The organism is Tardibacter chloracetimidivorans (genome assembly GCF_001890385.1).
Classification (GTDB): Bacteria; Pseudomonadota; Alphaproteobacteria; order Sphingomonadales; family Sphingomonadaceae; genus Tardibacter; species Tardibacter chloracetimidivorans.
On sequence record NZ_CP018221.1, the window covers coordinates 1,741,672 to 1,756,728 of the forward strand.

A 15,057-nucleotide genomic window follows, 5' to 3' on the forward strand; every position below is an offset into this window, starting at 1 on the left:
GCGGCTTATGCGATCTGCATGACCGTATATTTCCATGAAGAAGACCTGCCCGGGGACGTGCTTGCTCCCGGGCCGGTCGCCGTCGATACCGAGACCATGGGCCTCGTCACGCCCCGCGACAGGCTGTGCCTGGTCCAGATCGCGGATGGCAATGGCGACGAGCATCTCGTCCGATTTTCACCCGGAAGCGATTTCGCCGCGCCCAATCTGCGCGCGGTGCTGGCCGACCCGGCCCGGCTCAAGATCTATCATTTCGCGCGCTTCGATCTGGCCGCGATCAAGGCCTATCTCGGCGTCGTGGCCGCGCCCGTCTATTGCACCAAGATCGCCTCGCGGCTGGTGCGAACCTACACGGACCGCCACGGCCTGAAGGATCTGGTGCGCGAACTGGTGGGCGCGGAGATTTCCAAGCAGCAGCAATCGTCCGACTGGGGCGCGCCGCAATTGTCGGAAGCGCAACAGGATTATGCGGCGTCGGACGTCCGCTATCTTCACCGCCTCAGGGAAAAGCTGGACGAAAGGCTCGCCCGCGAGCATCGCGCCGGACTGGCCCAGGCATGTTTTGATTTCCTTCCCGCCCGCGCCGAGCTGGACCTCGCCGGCTGGCCCGAAGCCGATATCTTCGCGCACATCTGATCCATGGCGACGCGGCCAGCCAGAGAATTGACGGCCCGGCAGCAGTCCGCCCTGCCCGGAACGGGCTATCACAAGATGGTGGGAACCGCCAAATGGCTGCTTCCCACCCTGGCGGGCGTTGTCGGGGTGGCGATGCTCGCCTGGCCGGTGATGGGCGGGCATGATTTCTCCTTCGTTCTGGCGAAGGATCGCGTGGCGATCGCCAGCGAGAGGCTGAAGATCGCCCAGGCCGTCTACCGGGGCGAGGACCGGCGCGGCCAGCCTTTCGTCATTTCAGCCGGATCAGCCGTGCAGCAGACGTCGCGCGACCCGGTGGTGAAGCTTCAGGATATGGCCGCGCGTATCCAGATGCGGGATGGGCCTGCCCATATCGTCGCCAAGTCCGGCTTGTACGACATGGAATCCGAAACCGTCGACGTCGATGGGCCGGTCGCCGTGCGCGCCGCCGGGGGATATGCCCTGAACACCCGCGACGTGCAGATCGATCTGGCGAGCCGCACCGCCCACAGCGAAGGGCCTGTGACCGGATCGATGCCGCTGGGCACCTTTTCGGCAGACCGGATCGCCGCCGACATCGGCGAGCGGACGGTGACGCTTGAAGGCCGGGCCCGCTTGCATATCGTCCAGAACAAGGTCAGATGAGCCGCATCATGAACGTTCCGTCTTTCCGCCCTCTCCGTGCGCGACTGTTGATTTCCGGCCTTTTCCTTGCCCTGGCGGCGCCCGCCATGGGGCAGGCCGTTTCCGTGCTGAAGGGTCATGACAGCAAGCAGCCGGTGGATGTGGACGCCGACCGCATCGAGGTGCAGGACCGGCAGGACCGGGCCGTGTTTTCCGGAAATGTGAAGGTGCGGCAGGGCAATCTGGCGATCGACGCGGCGCGGCTAAGGGTGGCCTATCGCAACGCATCGGGCCAGGGGCTGGAGATATTGCGGATCGACGCCGATGGCGGCGTGCAGGTGCGCAGCCCGTCGGAATCCGCGCGCGGCGACTATGGCATCTACGATCTCAACAGCCGGATCATCACGCTGATCGGCTCCGTCTCGCTCAACCGCGGCGACACGCAGGTTCGTGGACAACGGCTGGTGATGGACCTGAACACCGGCCGTTCGACGCTGGACGGCGGGAATGTCGCAAGCCCCGACGGCGGGCGGGTGTCGGGCCGGTTCGTCGTACCGCAGCGAAGCGGCGACTAGTCCGGCTAATCCGAAAGACGGCTTGCGATCCGCCGCGCGCGGCGGCTAACATGTCGCACATGCACAAACCCTGCCAAATTGCAGTGCGGGGACCGTTCCAGCATGGATGAAGGCCGTTATTTTCGATGAGCGATGTGGAAACCCTGGACCACCCCTCGGCGCATCAGGAGGTGAGCGATAACGGCCTTGCGGTCGTGTCGCTGGCCAAGGCCTATGACAAGCGGCAGGTGCTCAGCGACGTTTCGCTGTCTGTCCAGCGGGGGGAGGTCGTCGGACTGCTCGGGCCGAACGGCGCGGGCAAGACGACCTGTTTCTATTCGGTGATGGGACTGGTGAAGCCGGATCACGGCCGGATATTCCTTGATGGGACCGACATCACCGATCTGCCGATGTATCGCCGCGCCGTTCTGGGGCTTGGCTATCTGCCGCAGGAAACCTCGATCTTTCGCGGCATGACGGTCGAGCAGAACATCATGGCCGTCCTCGAAATCTCCGAGGAGGATTCCGTCAAAAGACAGGAACGGCTGAACCAGCTGCTTGGCGATTTCCATATCGAGCGTCTGCGCCAGGCCCCGGCGATGGCGCTGTCGGGGGGCGAGCGGCGGCGGGTGGAAATAGCTCGGGCGCTTGCGGCAACCCCTTCCATCATCCTGCTCGACGAGCCGTTCGCCGGGATCGACCCCATCTCCATTGCCGACATCCGCGATCTGGTGCGGCAGCTTCGCGACCGGGGCATCGGCGTTCTCATCACGGATCATAATGTGCGTGAAACGCTCGATATCGTCGACCGGGCCTGCATCATCTATGATGGCCATGTGCTGTTCGAGGGGAGCCCGGCAGCGCTGGTCGCGGATGAAAAAGTCCGCAAGCTCTACCTTGGCGAGGGGTTCGCCCTCTAGGGCGATGACAGCCGATGGCTCTTGGACCCCGCCTCGACCTTCGGCAAAGCCAGCAACTGGTGATGACACCCCAGTTGCAGCAGGCGATCAAGCTGCTCGCGCTGACCAATCTCGAGATCGAGGCGTTCGTCACAGAGGAGCTGGAGTGCAATCCGCTGCTGGAGGTGCAGACGGAGGACGACCGGGGGGGCGATGACGGAGACCCGGATCGGATGGCCGCGGGCGACGGGGACGCCGATTATGACACCGATGGCTTCGACGATGAGCCGCTTACCGCCGACCGGTTGATCGAAACCGGCGATGGCGGCGCCGACGCGCCGCTCGACGTGGATTACGACGCCGAAACATTCCATCACGACAGTTCGGCCGATACCGGCGGCTATGGACTGGACGGCGGACTGAATCTGGACGGCGCTCCGGTTTCCGGCTTCAGCGGGGACGAGGATTACGAGACGGCGATCGCAACCACGATCTCGCTCCACGATCATCTGACCGCCCAGGCCGGAGCCAGATTCAAGGGCGCGGACCTGCTGGTTGCAGCCCATCTGATCGATCTTGTCGACGAAACCGGCTATCTGACGGACTCGGTGGAGGATGTCGCCGATCGGCTGGACGCGAGTCCCGCAATGGTGGAGGCCGTCCTCAAGGTCATCCAGACCTTCGACCCTTCGGGCATCGGCGCGCGGTCGCTGGCCGAATGTCTTGCGATTCAGGCGCGCGAGGTGGACCGCCTCGACCCGGCGATGGCGCGGCTGCTCGACAATCTGGAACTGCTGGCGAGAGGCGAACTTTCCGCCCTCCGGCGGATATGCGGTGTCGATCAGGAAGATCTGTCCGAGATGATCCGCGAGCTTCGCGAATATAATCCGAAGCCCGGCCTGCAGTTTGGCGGGGAACGATCGCAGATCGTCGTGCCGGATGTATTCGTCGCGCGCACACGCAGCGGCTGGGCGGTGGAGCTGAACTCCGCCACGCTGCCGCGAGTGCTCATCAACCGCCGCTACTATGCCGATCTGACCGGCGGGAAGCTGGACAAATCGCAGCGCGCCTTTCTTTCCGAATGCCTCACCTCGGCGAACTGGCTGGTGAAGGCGCTGGACCAGCGGGCGCGGACCATCGTGAAGGTGGCGAGCGCGCTGGTGACGGCGCAGCAGGGCTTTTTCGAACAGGGCGTCAGCCAGTTGAAGCCCCTTACGCTGAAGCAGGTGGCCGAAGAGATCGGCATGCACGAATCGACGATCAGCCGCGTGACCTCCAACAAGTTCCTTTCTTGCGAGCGCGGGCTGTACGAACTGAAATATTTCTTCACCAGCGGCATCCAGTCGGCTGACGGCGGCGATGCAGTGTCGGCCCATGCCGTGAAGGAGCGGATCAGGATTCTGATCGGCGCGGAAGATGCCGATTCGATTCTGTCGGACGACAAGCTGGTCGAGATGCTGCGCGAGGAAGGCTTCGACATCGCCCGCCGCACCGTGGCAAAATATCGCGAGGCCTTGGGAATCGGGTCTTCCGTTCAACGCAGGCGGCAGAAATTGCTGGCTTCTACCCAGGCGGCCTGATTCCCTCGGCGTCGGCCCGTTCGATTTGCGACGAATCGACTCGCCATCCGCGTCCTATTATGAAACAATCACTTCGGTTCGCTTTCATGATTTCACGATACCGCATCCGCGAAGAACGGCTGGCGGGTCTTTACATTTTCGGGAGCCGGACATGACGCTTTACAGCATCTATCAACGCGACCCCATCACCGGGCACATGAATATCGTGGCCCAGATTGAATGCGCCTCCGATCTGGAAGCGACGCGGGACGGCCGCCGATATTCGGAAATGGCCGACACCATGGTCTGCCTGGATGGACAGGTCGTCGCGCATCTGCGCCGACGTCCCTCGCTCAAGCTCGCAAGCTGAGTTGAGCCTGGACACGAGGTTCGCCAAGGTACGCCTGCGCGAAGAAAGTTCAACCCATAGGGGTTCGCAAGGCCGAACGGTCGCCTTATGCGAGCATAGCTAGGCCGCGGATGCGGCCGCCTGGCGCTTTGAGGGAAGACAAATAATGGTGCCCGCGACCGGAATCGAACCGGTACGCTCATAAGAGCGAGGGATTTTAAGTCCCTTGCGTCTACCAATTCCGCCACGCGGGCACGCGAGCGAGACTGGTTTCGTTACCTCTCCTCAGAGCATAGCGAAAGAGGCTGTTTCGCCCCTCTCCGGCCTCAGACGTTCAGCTTTGCCCGCATTTCCTTGCCGGGCTTGAAATAGGGCACTCGTTTCGGCGGGACGGTGACGGCGTCTCCCGTTCGCGGATTGCGTCCGACCCGGCCTTCACGCGCCCTGGTTGAAAACGCGCCGAAGCCGCGCAGTTCAACGCGCCCACCCTGTGCAAGCTGGTTTGTGATGGCGTCAAAGATGACGCTGACCAACCGATCCACCTCGGCAACGCCAAGCTCTGGGTTCTCGGCTGCCAACGTCTGGACAAGCTCGGATCTGATCATGCGACGACTCCTCCCGTGGCGGGATCGACAGATACGCAGCAACATTACCGCTTGACCTTATACACATCCGGCAAGCGCCTCAGAAGTCCGAATATCATCGTTGCCTGCCTCGCCGCTCATCCTGTATTCAGCCCCGGCTGTTAAAGGCTGTCGGAAAGGCAGGAGTAGGATATGCCCGGGAGTGGGATTTTGCGTCACTTGTTTGCAACTATAATCGGCGCAGCGGCAATGTCGCATGGCGCAATGGCGGCGCCTGCGCCAAAGCCGCCCGCATTCGCCATGTGCGGTGCGTGTCACAAGGTGGATCAGGGCGCGCCCCACGGGCTTGGCCCCAACCTGTGGGCAATCGGTGGGAAGGTCTCTGGCACGACTCCCGGATTCAAATATTCACCCGCGCTGACAAAGGCCAAGATCAAATGGGACCGCGCGTCCTTGATCAACTTTATCACCAATCCGCGCGCTGCCGTGCCGGGTAACCGCATGGCCTATGCGGGATTAAAGGATAAAGCCAAGGCAGCAGCCGTCGCGGACTATCTGATGTCGTTGAAATAAGGCGAAACGGCTTCAGTTAAGCGGCGCGGATTGTTCCGTGTCCGGACCTGCCGCCTCTACCATCCAGCCCGGCACCTCGACCCGGCTGTGGCTGGAGAACTCCAGAATATAGGATCGCTGGTCGAAGCAGCGTCCAACGATCCGCCCTACCGATCCGGCTGCAAAACTGTCGACCGGCTGCACCAGCCTGGCCAAGTCTCTGAGCTGCATTGCAATGCCCTCCTAGCAAACCGTGCGCATGATCGGCGCGACCATACAACGACTCCTGACAGGCACTTTTTCTCCCCGAAAATTTTACCATGCTCGGGTGACAGTGACGATGATTCGCTGAGTCCGGGCGGACGGATCGGACGGGCCACCGGCGTGGCGCGGCGCGTTAGAATACGGGCAGTTCGCTCTCGTCGCCGCCGGATCCGTGGATGCCGCATTCCACCTTGTCCCAGCCGCGCCAGCGTCCGGCGCGCGGATCTTCGCCCGGCTTTACCACGCTGGTGCACGGCGCGCAGCCGATCGACAGATATCCCTCGGCCTCCAGCGGATGGCGCGGCAGATCATGTTCGGCGAAATAGGCGTCCAGCCGGGACTTGTCCCAGTCAGCAAGGGGATTGATCTTCAGCCGCCCGTCCTCGATCTCGAAGCGAGGCAGACCCGCGCGGGTGCTGGACTGAAAGCCCTTGCGGCCGGAAATCCAGGCGTCCACGCCCCGCAGCGCGCGGGCGAGCGGTTCTACCTTGCGGATTTCGCAGCAGCCGTCCGGATCATAGGACCAGCGCAGGCCGGTCTCGTCCTTGTTGGCGATGACCTCCGGGCGCGGCTGAATGATCCGCAACTTCTGAAGCCCAAGGCGGGCGGCAAGATCGTCCCGATAGGCAAGCGTCTCGGGAAACATCTTGAGCGTGTCGACGAAGATCACCGGCGCGGCAGGATCGGCGGCCGCCACCATGTGCAGCAGGACGGCCGATTCGGTGCCGAAGGAACTCACCACCGAAACCCGCCCGGCAAGCTCGCCACGCAGCAGGTCGCTGAGCATGGCGGGCGCCGAAACGCCCTCATAGCGCGCATTCAACGCATCGGCGTCCGCCTGTGTGAAAACAGGCTGGACGTCGATCGTGTCGATCCTGCGCGCTGCGTCAGCCATGCCGCAGCTTCCAGACCGGAACCGCGTCGTCCGCCGCCTTCTGGTATACGAATGCGTATCGCTCCAGCGTCGCCTTCACCACCTCGAGATCGAACGGCTTCTCCGGTGCGAAGCTGTCGAACCCGCAGCGCCGCATGAACAGGATCTGGTCGACCAGAACATCGCCCTGGGCGCGCAGTTCGCCGGTATAGCCAGCCTCACGGAGGATACGCGCCCCGGAATAGCCCCGGCCATCGCGAAACCGAGGGAAGGCGATTTCGATCAACGCGATCCGATCCAGATATGGGACCAGCCTGCGCGCATCGTCGCCCGCTTCCAGCCGAACGGCCGTCGCGTTGGATTGGCTGAGGAAGGCGTCCAGCGTAACGGCCGGCTCCTCGTGCACGGGATCATCGCGAAAACGCAGCGAATCAGCCATAGATCGCCTCCTTGAACGGATTGACGCCGATGCGGCGATAGGTGTCGAGGAAACGCTCGCCCGGCTCGCGGTGCGCCTTATAGACATCGGTCGCCTTTTCGACCGCATTCACGATGCCGTCTTCGTCGAACCCCGGCCCGGTTATCTGACCCAGGCTGGCGTCCTCGGCCCCTGATCCGCCGAGCAGCAGCTGATAGTTTTCGGTGCCTTTGCGATCCACGCCCAGGATGCCGATATGGCCGGCGTGGTGATGACCGCATGCATTGATGCAACCGGAAATCTTCAGCTTCAGCTCTCCGAGATCGCGCTGGCGTTCGGGATCGGCGAAACGCGTCGCGATCTTCTGCGCGATGGGGATCGAGCGGGCGTTGGCAAGGCTGCAATAATCCAGCCCCGGGCAAGCGATGATGTCGCTGATGAGGTCGAGATTGGACGAAGCCAATCCGGCCGCATCGAGCGTTTTCCAGATCGCATAAAGATCGCGCTTGGTGACATGCGGCAGCACGATATTCTGCGCATGCGTCACGCGCAGTTCGTCGAAGCTGTAACGCTCGGCAAGATCCGCCATGAGATCGATCTGCTCGGCGCTCGCATCGCCGGGAATGCCGCCGATAGGCTTCAGGCTGATATTGACGATCGCATAGCCCGGCTGCTTGTGGGGCTTGACGTTCTGGTCGAGCCAGGCGGCGAAATCCGGATCCGTGCGATCCACATCATCGGGAAGCCCGGTCTCGAACGGCGGCGCGACGAAGTAGGCGGCGATCCGGTCCAGCTCGGCCTGGGGAACATCCGACGCATTGGGAAGAATGGCCTGCCATTCCTCCTCCACCTGACGGGTGAACTCCTCGGCGCCAAGATCGTTCACCAGGATCTTGATGCGCTGCTTGTGGATATTGTCACGGCGGCCCCAGCGGTTCCACACGCGCAACGCCGCCTCCATGTAGCTGAACAGGTTTGCGGCGGGCAGGAACGGCCGGATCAGCGGCGCGACGAAAGGCGTCCGGCCCATGCCGCCGCCGATATAAACTTCAAAACCCAGCTCGCCGGCATCGTTCCGCACAAGCTTCAGGCCGATGTCGTGCAAGCGGATCGCGGCGCGATCCTCGTTCGCCGCCGTGACCGCGAATTTGAACTTGCGCGGCAGATAGCTGAATTCGGGATGAAAGGTGGTCGCCTGCCGCAGCAGCTCGGCCCAGGGGCGCGGATCGGCAACTTCGTCGGCCGAGGCCCCCGCATATTGATCGGACGAGATGTTCCGGATGCTTTCGCCGCTCGTCTGGATGGCGTGCATCTCCACCGTCGCGAGTTCGGCGAGAATCTCGGCGGCGTCCTCCAGCTTGATCCAATTGTACTGAATATTCTGGCGGGTAGTAAAATGGCCATAGCCGCGGTCATATGTGCGGGCGATATGGCCAAGCTTCCGCATCTGGCGGCTGCTGAGCGTGCCATAAGGAATGGCCACGCGCAGCATATAGGCATGCAGTTGCAGATAAAGGCCGTTCTTCAGCCGCAGCGGCTTGAATTGGTCCTCGGTCAGTTCACCGGCGAGACGGCGCGCCACCTGGTCGCGGAACTCATCGACGCGGGCATCGACGATCGCCTGGTCATATTGGTCGTAACGGTACATTTCAGATCACCCAGTTCGAAGCTGCAAGCTCGGTGTCGAGCGCCAGATCGGGCCGCACAGTCGGCCCGAGGCTGCGGATACGGTCTTTGATATGAGCCGGACGCAAACCCTGGGGAGTCTGAACCGCCGCGATCACATAAGGCGCGTTCACCCGACGTGCGGCTTCCTCGGTCGCGGCGATCGCATCGCCGTGCTCGTCCACGTCCACCGCTTCGGCCACGTTGACCGACCACCCCTGACCAGTCCACCAGATGACGGCCCCCGTCTTCAGATCATTGCCCGTCAGAATCTTCACGCATCATTCCCCATTGTCTCGTTCAGCGCCGCAGCCGCCCAACCCTGAAGCCTGTCCTCGGCGTCTGAAAGCAGTACCACCTCGCCCACCACGATGATCGCCGGGCTTTTCACCCCTTCGCGCTCCACCAGATCGCCCAGGTCGGCAAGCAGCGTCCGGAGCGCGCGGCTGCCGGGCAGCGTGCCGCGCTCCAGCACCGCAACCGGCATGGCTGGCGATACGCCATCGGCCATCAGCTTGTCGCCGATGTCGCGCGCCGTCGCGACGCCCATGTAGATCACCAGCGTGCGCCCCTGCCCCGCCAGCCCCGACCAGTCCTGATCGGACAGGCCCTTGCACTGGCCCGCCACAAAGCTGACCGCGCTTGAATGGTCGCGGTGCGTAAGCGGCAGCATGGCCTCGGCCGCACAGCCGAGCGCAGCCGACACGCCGGGCACAACCTCCACCGCAAGTCCGGCGGCGCGCACCGCCTCCACCTCTTCCCCGCCGCGGCCGAAGACGAAGGGATCGCCGCCCTTCAGCCGCACGACGATTGCGCCGGTCTTCACATGCGCGACGACCAGCGCGTTGATCGCCTCTTGCGAAAGGGTGTGGCGGGAGCGCTGCTTCGCCACGGAAATGCGCTGGGCGCCGGGGGGCGCATAGTCCAGCACGCGCGGATCGATAAGCCCGTCATGGACGACGACGTCGGCCGCCCGCAACGCATCCACTGCCCGCAGCGTCAGCAGGCCCGGATCGCCGGGCCCTGCGCCGACAAGAATCACCTTGCCGCGCGATGAAGGATCGAGGGAACTCGCCATGAGGCTCAGATGATGCAACGCGGCACGAAGCGCAACGGATGCTTTTTTTACCTGACCCTAGCTCAGCTTTCGCAGACCAAGCACGCCCAGCAATTCAGCCCGTGCGCGGCGGATTTGCGCCCAGAGATCAGGGCTGGCCAGATCGTCTGGCCGGATGGTCTCCGGCCAGAAATCATGGACCACCGATTCCACCAGCGCCAGTCGCGCCTCATCGGCCAGAAAGCGCGGATCGACGGCGGCCGGATCGGCGACCACCCTGAGCCTGAGACACGCAGGCCCCCCGCCATTGGCCATGGACTGCCGGACATCGACCACCTCCAGCCGCCGCATCGGACCGTTCCCCGCGACCATCTCCTGAAGCCAGCCCCAGACAGCGGCGTTGTCGCGCGCTTCGGATGGAACGATCAGCGCCATGCCACCTTCGGGCAGTGTCACAAGCTGTGCGTTGAACAGATAGCTTTCGATCGCATCGGCAAGGCTTATGCGGCTGGCAGGCACCTCGATGATGGCCACCTCGGGCATCAGGCGGCGCAGATCGGAAAGGAACCTGTCCTTTTCCGCAAAGGCCTGCTCATGGGCGAAAAGCACCCTTTCATTGGCGACGGCGACCACGTCATTGTGGAATGCGCCCGCCGCGATCGCCTCGCCGGACTGGCGGACGAAGAGCGTCCGCGCCGGATCAAGCCCGTGCCGCCGGGCGACTGCCCTGCTCGCCTGCTCATGCTGGCGCGCGGGAAACGCGCCGCCTGAGACGCCGTAGACGAATATCTCCACGCCCGGCGCGTCATGTGCAACCGCCATCCGCATATGATTGGCAGCCCCCTCGTCCCCGAAGGGTGGGGGCACGGGAGCATGAACCGCGAAGTGGCGCTGATCGGCGAAGGCCAGCCGCAGTTGCGCCAGCGTGCTCAGCCATTCATGGCTGCGATGCGCCATGGTGACGAGATTGGCGACCGTCAGATGACAGCGTCCGTCCGTTGTATCGGGCGCGGGGGAGACCGTCGCCGCATTGGCCGCCCACATGGCGGAGGCAGACATGGCGTTCGCGAGCATCACCGGATCGGCCTTGGCTTCGGCCGCCCCCAAATAGCCGAGCTGGGCCAGCCAGTGCTCGTCGGGCCGGTCATGCGGCAGCAGCAGACCCTGGGTGAGGCCGAGCGACAGGTTGGCGCGCATTTTGGCCAGCCCTTCCAGCGCCGCCGCGCGAGGACGGGATGTCTGGCCGCCATGGCGCGACGAAGCCAGATTGCCGAGACTCAGCCCCGCATAATTGTGGCTTGGGCCAATGATCCCGTCGAAGTTGATTTCCGTGAGGGGCATTGCATCACCTCAGCCGTCCTTCAGCCCGATTCCGATCGAAGCGCGGGCCTGTTCCACCTCGGACGAAGTGACCGGATAGGCGCAGTAATCGGCAGCGTAATAGGCGCTTGGCCGGTGGTTGCCGGAAAGCCCCACGCCGCCGAACGGCGCATTGGAAGGCGCGCCATTGGTGGGCCGGTTCCAGTTGATGACCCCTGCCCTGACATTGGCCCAGAAGCGATCATAAAGCTGCGGCGCGCCGCCGACGAGCGAGGCCGAAAGCCCAAAACGGGTGTTGCCCGCCTCCGCGATGGCGGAATCGAAATCGGGCACGCGGATCATCTGGAGCACGGGGCCGAACAGCTCCTCGTCCGGCCGCTGGGCGACATTGGTGACGTCGATCAGCGCAGGCGTGAGGAACGGACGGCCTTCCACCGGCCGGTCCAGCCGGCGGATGGGCTGGCCGCCCTTCATCATCAGGCCCAGGAACGCCTCCTGAAGATCATCCGCGGCGCGGTTGTCGATCACCGGCCCGCAGAACGGCTGGGGCTGGTCATGCGGCGCGCCAAGGATGAGCCGGTCGATCAGCTGCGTCAGCTGATCGAGCAGCGGCTGATGCGCTCCGTCCTTCACGATCAGCCGCCGCGCGCAGGTGCAGCGCTGCCCGGCGCTGAGATAGGCGGACTGGATGATGACTATCGCGGCGGCATGAATATCGGTCGGGTCCCAGACGACCAGGGGATTGTTGCCCCCCATTTCCAGCGCGAGGATCCGGCTGGGCGTTTCCGCATAGGCGCGGTGGAGCATCATGCCCGTGCGCGCCGATCCGGTGAACAGCAGGCCGTCTATCCCTGCATGGGTGGAAAGGGCCTGCCCCTGCGGCGCGGCCCCCTGCACCAGCCGGACGACGCCTTCGGGAATGCCCGCCTCGTGATAGAGCCGGACCAGCATCTCGCCCACGGCGGGCGTATGTTCCGACGGCTTGAACACCACGGCGTTGCCCGCGATCAGCGCCGGAAGAATGTGTCCGTTCGGCAGATGGGCCGGAAAATTATACGGCCCCAGCACGGCAAGGACGCCATGCGGCTTGTGCCGGACGGCGGCGCGGACTCCAAGCGCGCCCTCCAGCCGCCGCTGCGCGGTGCGTTCGGCATAGGCCGCAACCGAGATATCGACCTTGGCGATCACGCTTTCGACTTCGGCATGGCACTCCCACAGCGGCTTGCCCGTCTCCCGCGCGATCAGATCAGCGAACGCATCCTGCTGGCGGCGCACGACATTGGCGAAGCGGCGCGCAGCCTCCACCCGGAAGGCAAGCGAGCGCGAGGCCCAGTCCGCCCAGGACGCACGCGCCCGCGCCACCTCTGCATCCACATCCCCCGGCATACCGCGCCAGAGTTCGGCACCGGTCGCTGGCTCCGTCGACACGATTTCAGCGGAGGGCATAGGTCACTTCTTCTCCGGCATCGAGGCTGAGGGCCGAACGCCCCGCCGCGTCAATCAACACAGAGTCACCTTGTGCATCAATATCTGCAAATGTCGCGTTAAACATGTTGCCGCGCCCGCTCGCGACGATCGCGGGAACACCGGAGCCGGGCGGCATCACTCCACCAAGCGTCGCCTTCCTCGCCTCGCGCACCGTGCGGAGTTGCTCTGTCCGAATCGATACGGCAGGGCCGCCGTCGAAGATGTCGATATAACCGTCATAACGAAAGCCTTCCTCCTCCAGCATCGCCAGTGCAGGCTTGCCGCTGTCATGCACCTGGCCGATCGCGGCGCGGGCGTCGTCGCTCAACAACGCGGTATAGATCGGATGCTTGGGCATCAGATCGGCGATGAACTGGTTGCCGTGGAGCGCATTGAAGCTGTCCGCCTCCTGAAAGCTCATACCGAAAAACTTTTCGCCAAGCCCTTCCCAGAAGGGTGAGCTGCCCTTTTCGTCCAGACGCCCGCGCAATTCGGCCATCACCTCTTCGCCAAAGCGCCGGCGGTGCATTGCGATGAACAGATAGCGGCTGCGCGCAAGCAGCCGCCCCACCCCGTCCCGCCGCTTTTCGGGGTGGAGGAAAAGGCCGCCGACCTCGGTCGCGCCTTCAAAATCGGTGACAAGGTTCAGCATCTCGGCGCGAAAGGTACGGCGAAGTTGCTGCGATGTCTGGGTGAGCGTCGCCAGACGGTAGGAGTAAAAGGGCCAGCGCACGCCGACGCGGGAGAATATCTGCGCGGTGCCTACGACTTCGCCGGTCGCAACCTCCTCCAGCGCCAGCAGGTAAAGCTCATCCTCCGGCGGAGATTCCGGGCGGGCGAAGGCCGCTTCGGATCGCTCAAGCTTTGCCGCCAGCGTGTCTCGATCAGGCGGAAGGTTGGTGAAGCCGCCGCCGGTCATCGTCGCAAAGCCGAACAGCGCATCAAGATCGGCCAGCCCCGCCGCGCGAACCCGCCAGTTCATGCGCGCCACTCCCCTGCGCCCATGCGCATGATGGCGAGCGCCGAAAGCCGGGCGCGCTCGACAAGGCTTTCGACGATCAGGAACTCGTCGGTCGAATGGATTGCGCCGCCCCTTGCCCCCATTGTGTCGACGACCGGAACGCCCATAGCGGCAATATTGTTGCCGTCGCATACCCCGCCGGTCGCCCGCCAGGCGATGTCGAGGCCAAGCTCCAGTCCGCAGGCGCGCACCAGCCGAAACAGTCCTTCGGCCTTTGCGTCCAGCGGCTTTGGCGGACGCGCAAAGCCGCCATGCACATCGACCGAAACCTCATGGCGCGCGGCAACATCGTCGACCAGACGGGCTATGAGCGATTTCGCCTCCTGCTCCGCCTCCGCCGTCGCTGGACGCAGATTGACCCGCAGCACCGCGCGATCGGGCACGATATTGTTCGGCCCGCCGCCGTCGACCCTGGCCGGATTGACCTTCAGTTCGTCGCCGGCTGCTGCCGCAAGGCGGACCGCAAGATCGGCGGCGGCAACCACCGCATTCCGCCCCTCCTCCGGATTGCGTCCGGCATGGGCGGCTCGGCCGGTGACGATGATCGAGAAATTGCCGCTGCCCGGTCGCGCACCGGCAAGCGCGCCATCGGGAAGCGCGGGTTCATAGGTGAAGGCGGCCGCCTTGCCCCTTGCCGCCGCCGCGATCAGGTGGGCCGAACCAAGCGAGGAGACTTCCTCGTCGCTGTTGATGACGACTTCATAGCCGATCGCCGCCGCCGCTGGGCTGCGTTCCACCGCCTGTAGCGCGGTCAGCATGATGGCAAGCCCGCCCTTCATGTCCGCCACGCCCGGCCCGTTCAGAACGCCCGGCCCCGTCCAGCGACAGGACTGGAAAGGATGGTCGGCAGCGAACACCGTATCCATATGGCCTGTGAACAGCAGTTGGAGCCGCGCATCGGGGCGCACCTTTACGTGAAGATTTCGGCCATGGACCAGCGGCGTCTCACGCCCATCGGCGTCGATGCTGGTCGCAGGTTGAGGCTCCAGCAGCGCCGCCTCGCCGGGCAGGGAGCCGAACGCATCGGCGAGCACCTGCGCCATGGCTGCCAGACCGTCCTGATTGCGGCTGCCGGTGTTGATCGCGGCCCATGCCTCCACCATGGCGAGCATCGGTTGCGCCTGATCGTCGACGTCTTCGAGGAGCGCGGCTTCCGCGCCTGAAAGACCAGCCATGAACCGATGGTAAACCTTTGCGGGCGCGAAGGTAAGCCCGGA

18 protein-coding genes and 1 tRNA gene are annotated in these 15,057 nt (G+C 64.2%); 7 read left to right on the forward strand and 12 right to left on the reverse strand.

The genetic code is table 11. The features are described 5' to 3' along the window. Nucleotides 1-18: 18 nt before the first annotated feature. From BSL82_RS09030 to BSL82_RS09055, 6 genes are all read left to right on the forward strand, one after another. Nucleotides 19-636 (forward strand): ribonuclease D, encoded by a 618-nt coding sequence (locus tag BSL82_RS09030; protein ID WP_072597000.1) that lies wholly within the window; start codon nucleotides 19-21, stop codon nucleotides 634-636. A 3-nt stretch (nucleotides 637-639) separates the two neighbouring features. Beyond that, nucleotides 640-1,278, forward strand: a complete 639-nt coding sequence (gene lptC, locus BSL82_RS09035) for an LPS export ABC transporter periplasmic protein LptC (protein WP_072597001.1) — start codon at nucleotides 640-642, stop codon at nucleotides 1,276-1,278. An 8-nt stretch (nucleotides 1,279-1,286) separates the two neighbouring features. Beyond that, nucleotides 1,287-1,832 (forward strand): LptA/OstA family protein, encoded by a 546-nt coding sequence (locus BSL82_RS09040; RefSeq protein ID WP_072598703.1) that lies wholly within the window; start codon nucleotides 1,287-1,289, stop codon nucleotides 1,830-1,832. 125 nt (nucleotides 1,833-1,957) lie between these two features. Beyond that, nucleotides 1,958-2,731 (forward strand): LPS export ABC transporter ATP-binding protein, encoded by a 774-nt coding sequence (gene lptB / locus BSL82_RS09045; RefSeq protein ID WP_072597002.1) that lies wholly within the window; start codon nucleotides 1,958-1,960, stop codon nucleotides 2,729-2,731. Nucleotides 2,732-2,745: 14 nt separating this feature from the next. Then, nucleotides 2,746-4,290 carry an RNA polymerase factor sigma-54 gene (gene rpoN / locus BSL82_RS09050; RefSeq protein ID WP_072597003.1) on the forward strand — a complete coding sequence of 515 codons (1,545 nt, stop codon included), beginning with the start codon at nucleotides 2,746-2,748 and terminating at the stop codon, nucleotides 4,288-4,290. 151 nt (nucleotides 4,291-4,441) lie between these two features. Next, on the forward strand, nucleotides 4,442-4,639 hold the full coding sequence (locus BSL82_RS09055) for a hypothetical protein (RefSeq protein WP_072597004.1): 198 nt from the start codon (nucleotides 4,442-4,444) through the stop codon (nucleotides 4,637-4,639). Nucleotides 4,640-4,785: 146 nt separating this feature from the next. On the opposite strand, the gene BSL82_RS09060 is transcribed toward BSL82_RS09055, so the two are convergent. Both BSL82_RS09060 and BSL82_RS09065 read right to left on the reverse strand, forming a co-directional pair. After that, a tRNA-Leu gene (locus BSL82_RS09060) sits at nucleotides 4,786-4,872 on the reverse strand. Nucleotides 4,873-4,944: 72 nt separating this feature from the next. Next, the gene (locus BSL82_RS09065; RefSeq protein ID WP_072597005.1) at nucleotides 4,945-5,223 is read right to left on the reverse strand and encodes an integration host factor subunit beta; all 279 of its coding nucleotides are present in this window, start codon (nucleotides 5,221-5,223) and stop codon (nucleotides 4,945-4,947) included. Nucleotides 5,224-5,466: 243 nt separating this feature from the next. Between BSL82_RS09065 and BSL82_RS09070 the strand changes: the two genes are divergently transcribed. Further along, nucleotides 5,467-5,775 carry a c-type cytochrome gene (locus BSL82_RS09070; RefSeq protein WP_226998410.1) on the forward strand — a complete coding sequence of 103 codons (309 nt, stop codon included), beginning with the start codon at nucleotides 5,467-5,469 and terminating at the stop codon, nucleotides 5,773-5,775. A 12-nt stretch (nucleotides 5,776-5,787) separates the two neighbouring features. Here BSL82_RS09070 and BSL82_RS09075 read toward each other — a convergent pair whose 3' ends face one another. The 10 genes from BSL82_RS09075 to BSL82_RS09120 all read right to left on the reverse strand — a co-directional run bounded on the left by BSL82_RS09075 (nucleotide 5,788) and on the right by BSL82_RS09120 (nucleotide 15,015). Then, nucleotides 5,788-5,985, reverse strand: a complete 198-nt coding sequence (locus BSL82_RS09075) for a hypothetical protein (RefSeq protein WP_072597006.1) — start codon at nucleotides 5,983-5,985, stop codon at nucleotides 5,788-5,790. A 166-nt stretch (nucleotides 5,986-6,151) separates the two neighbouring features. After that, nucleotides 6,152-6,913: a phosphoadenylyl-sulfate reductase gene (locus BSL82_RS09080; RefSeq protein WP_072597007.1), complete on the reverse strand. Its 762-nt coding sequence runs from the start codon at nucleotides 6,911-6,913 to the stop codon at nucleotides 6,152-6,154. Beyond that, on the reverse strand, nucleotides 6,906-7,331 hold the full coding sequence (locus tag BSL82_RS09085; RefSeq protein ID WP_072597008.1) for a DUF934 domain-containing protein: 426 nt from the start codon (nucleotides 7,329-7,331) through the stop codon (nucleotides 6,906-6,908). Before BSL82_RS09085 ends, BSL82_RS09080 begins: the two co-directional genes overlap by 8 nt. After that, the gene (locus BSL82_RS09090; protein WP_072597009.1) at nucleotides 7,324-8,958 is read right to left on the reverse strand and encodes a nitrite/sulfite reductase; all 1,635 of its coding nucleotides are present in this window, start codon (nucleotides 8,956-8,958) and stop codon (nucleotides 7,324-7,326) included. Before BSL82_RS09090 ends, BSL82_RS09085 begins: the two co-directional genes overlap by 8 nt. Before the next feature lies 1 nt (nucleotide 8,959). After that, entirely contained in the window at nucleotides 8,960-9,253 is a 294-nt protein-coding gene (locus BSL82_RS09095; RefSeq protein WP_072597010.1) for a DUF2849 domain-containing protein, read from the reverse strand. Next, nucleotides 9,250-10,053, reverse strand: a complete 804-nt coding sequence (gene cobA / locus BSL82_RS09100; RefSeq protein ID WP_072597011.1) for a uroporphyrinogen-III C-methyltransferase — start codon at nucleotides 10,051-10,053, stop codon at nucleotides 9,250-9,252. The genes BSL82_RS09095 and cobA overlap by 4 nt, the downstream gene beginning before the upstream one ends. A gap of 57 nt (nucleotides 10,054-10,110) precedes the next feature. Next, entirely contained in the window at nucleotides 10,111-11,373 is a 1,263-nt protein-coding gene (locus BSL82_RS09105; protein ID WP_072597012.1) for an N-succinylarginine dihydrolase, read from the reverse strand. A gap of 9 nt (nucleotides 11,374-11,382) precedes the next feature. Continuing rightward, entirely contained in the window at nucleotides 11,383-12,798 is a 1,416-nt protein-coding gene (gene astD / locus BSL82_RS09110; protein ID WP_072597013.1) for a succinylglutamate-semialdehyde dehydrogenase, read from the reverse strand. Beyond that, nucleotides 12,785-13,801: an arginine N-succinyltransferase gene (locus tag BSL82_RS09115; protein ID WP_072597014.1), complete on the reverse strand. Its 1,017-nt coding sequence runs from the start codon at nucleotides 13,799-13,801 to the stop codon at nucleotides 12,785-12,787. The genes astD and BSL82_RS09115 overlap by 14 nt, the downstream gene beginning before the upstream one ends. Next, a complete protein-coding gene (locus BSL82_RS09120) occupies nucleotides 13,798-15,015 on the reverse strand; it encodes a hydrolase (protein ID WP_072597015.1) in 1,218 nt (405 codons plus the stop codon). The genes BSL82_RS09115 and BSL82_RS09120 overlap by 4 nt, the downstream gene beginning before the upstream one ends. Nucleotides 15,016-15,057: the final 42 nt, after the last annotated feature.

Coding starts and splice junctions, on each gene's coding strand:
- BSL82_RS09030 (WP_072597000.1), top strand. CDS start 19: ATGACCGTATATTTCCATGAAGAAGACCTGCCCGGGGACGTGCTTGCT.
- lptC (WP_072597001.1), top strand. CDS start 640: ATGGCGACGCGGCCAGCCAGAGAATTGACGGCCCGGCAGCAGTCCGCC.
- BSL82_RS09040 (WP_072598703.1), top strand. CDS start 1,287: ATGAACGTTCCGTCTTTCCGCCCTCTCCGTGCGCGACTGTTGATTTCC.
- lptB (WP_072597002.1), top strand. CDS start 1,958: ATGAGCGATGTGGAAACCCTGGACCACCCCTCGGCGCATCAGGAGGTG.
- rpoN (WP_072597003.1), top strand. CDS start 2,746: ATGGCTCTTGGACCCCGCCTCGACCTTCGGCAAAGCCAGCAACTGGTG.
- BSL82_RS09055 (WP_072597004.1), top strand. CDS start 4,442: ATGACGCTTTACAGCATCTATCAACGCGACCCCATCACCGGGCACATG.
- BSL82_RS09065 (WP_072597005.1), bottom strand. CDS start 5,223: ATGATCAGATCCGAGCTTGTCCAGACGTTGGCAGCCGAGAACCCAGAG.
- BSL82_RS09070 (WP_226998410.1), top strand. CDS start 5,467: ATGGCGGCGCCTGCGCCAAAGCCGCCCGCATTCGCCATGTGCGGTGCG.
- BSL82_RS09075 (WP_072597006.1), bottom strand. CDS start 5,985: ATGCAGCTCAGAGACTTGGCCAGGCTGGTGCAGCCGGTCGACAGTTTT.
- BSL82_RS09080 (WP_072597007.1), bottom strand. CDS start 6,913: ATGGCTGACGCAGCGCGCAGGATCGACACGATCGACGTCCAGCCTGTT.
- BSL82_RS09085 (WP_072597008.1), bottom strand. CDS start 7,331: ATGGCTGATTCGCTGCGTTTTCGCGATGATCCCGTGCACGAGGAGCCG.
- BSL82_RS09090 (WP_072597009.1), bottom strand. CDS start 8,958: ATGTACCGTTACGACCAATATGACCAGGCGATCGTCGATGCCCGCGTC.
- cobA (WP_072597011.1), bottom strand. CDS start 10,053: ATGGCGAGTTCCCTCGATCCTTCATCGCGCGGCAAGGTGATTCTTGTC.
- BSL82_RS09105 (WP_072597012.1), bottom strand. CDS start 11,373: ATGCCCCTCACGGAAATCAACTTCGACGGGATCATTGGCCCAAGCCAC.
- astD (WP_072597013.1), bottom strand. CDS start 12,798: ATGCCCTCCGCTGAAATCGTGTCGACGGAGCCAGCGACCGGTGCCGAA.
- BSL82_RS09115 (WP_072597014.1), bottom strand. CDS start 13,801: ATGAACTGGCGGGTTCGCGCGGCGGGGCTGGCCGATCTTGATGCGCTG.
- BSL82_RS09120 (WP_072597015.1), bottom strand. CDS start 15,015: ATGGCTGGTCTTTCAGGCGCGGAAGCCGCGCTCCTCGAAGACGTCGAC.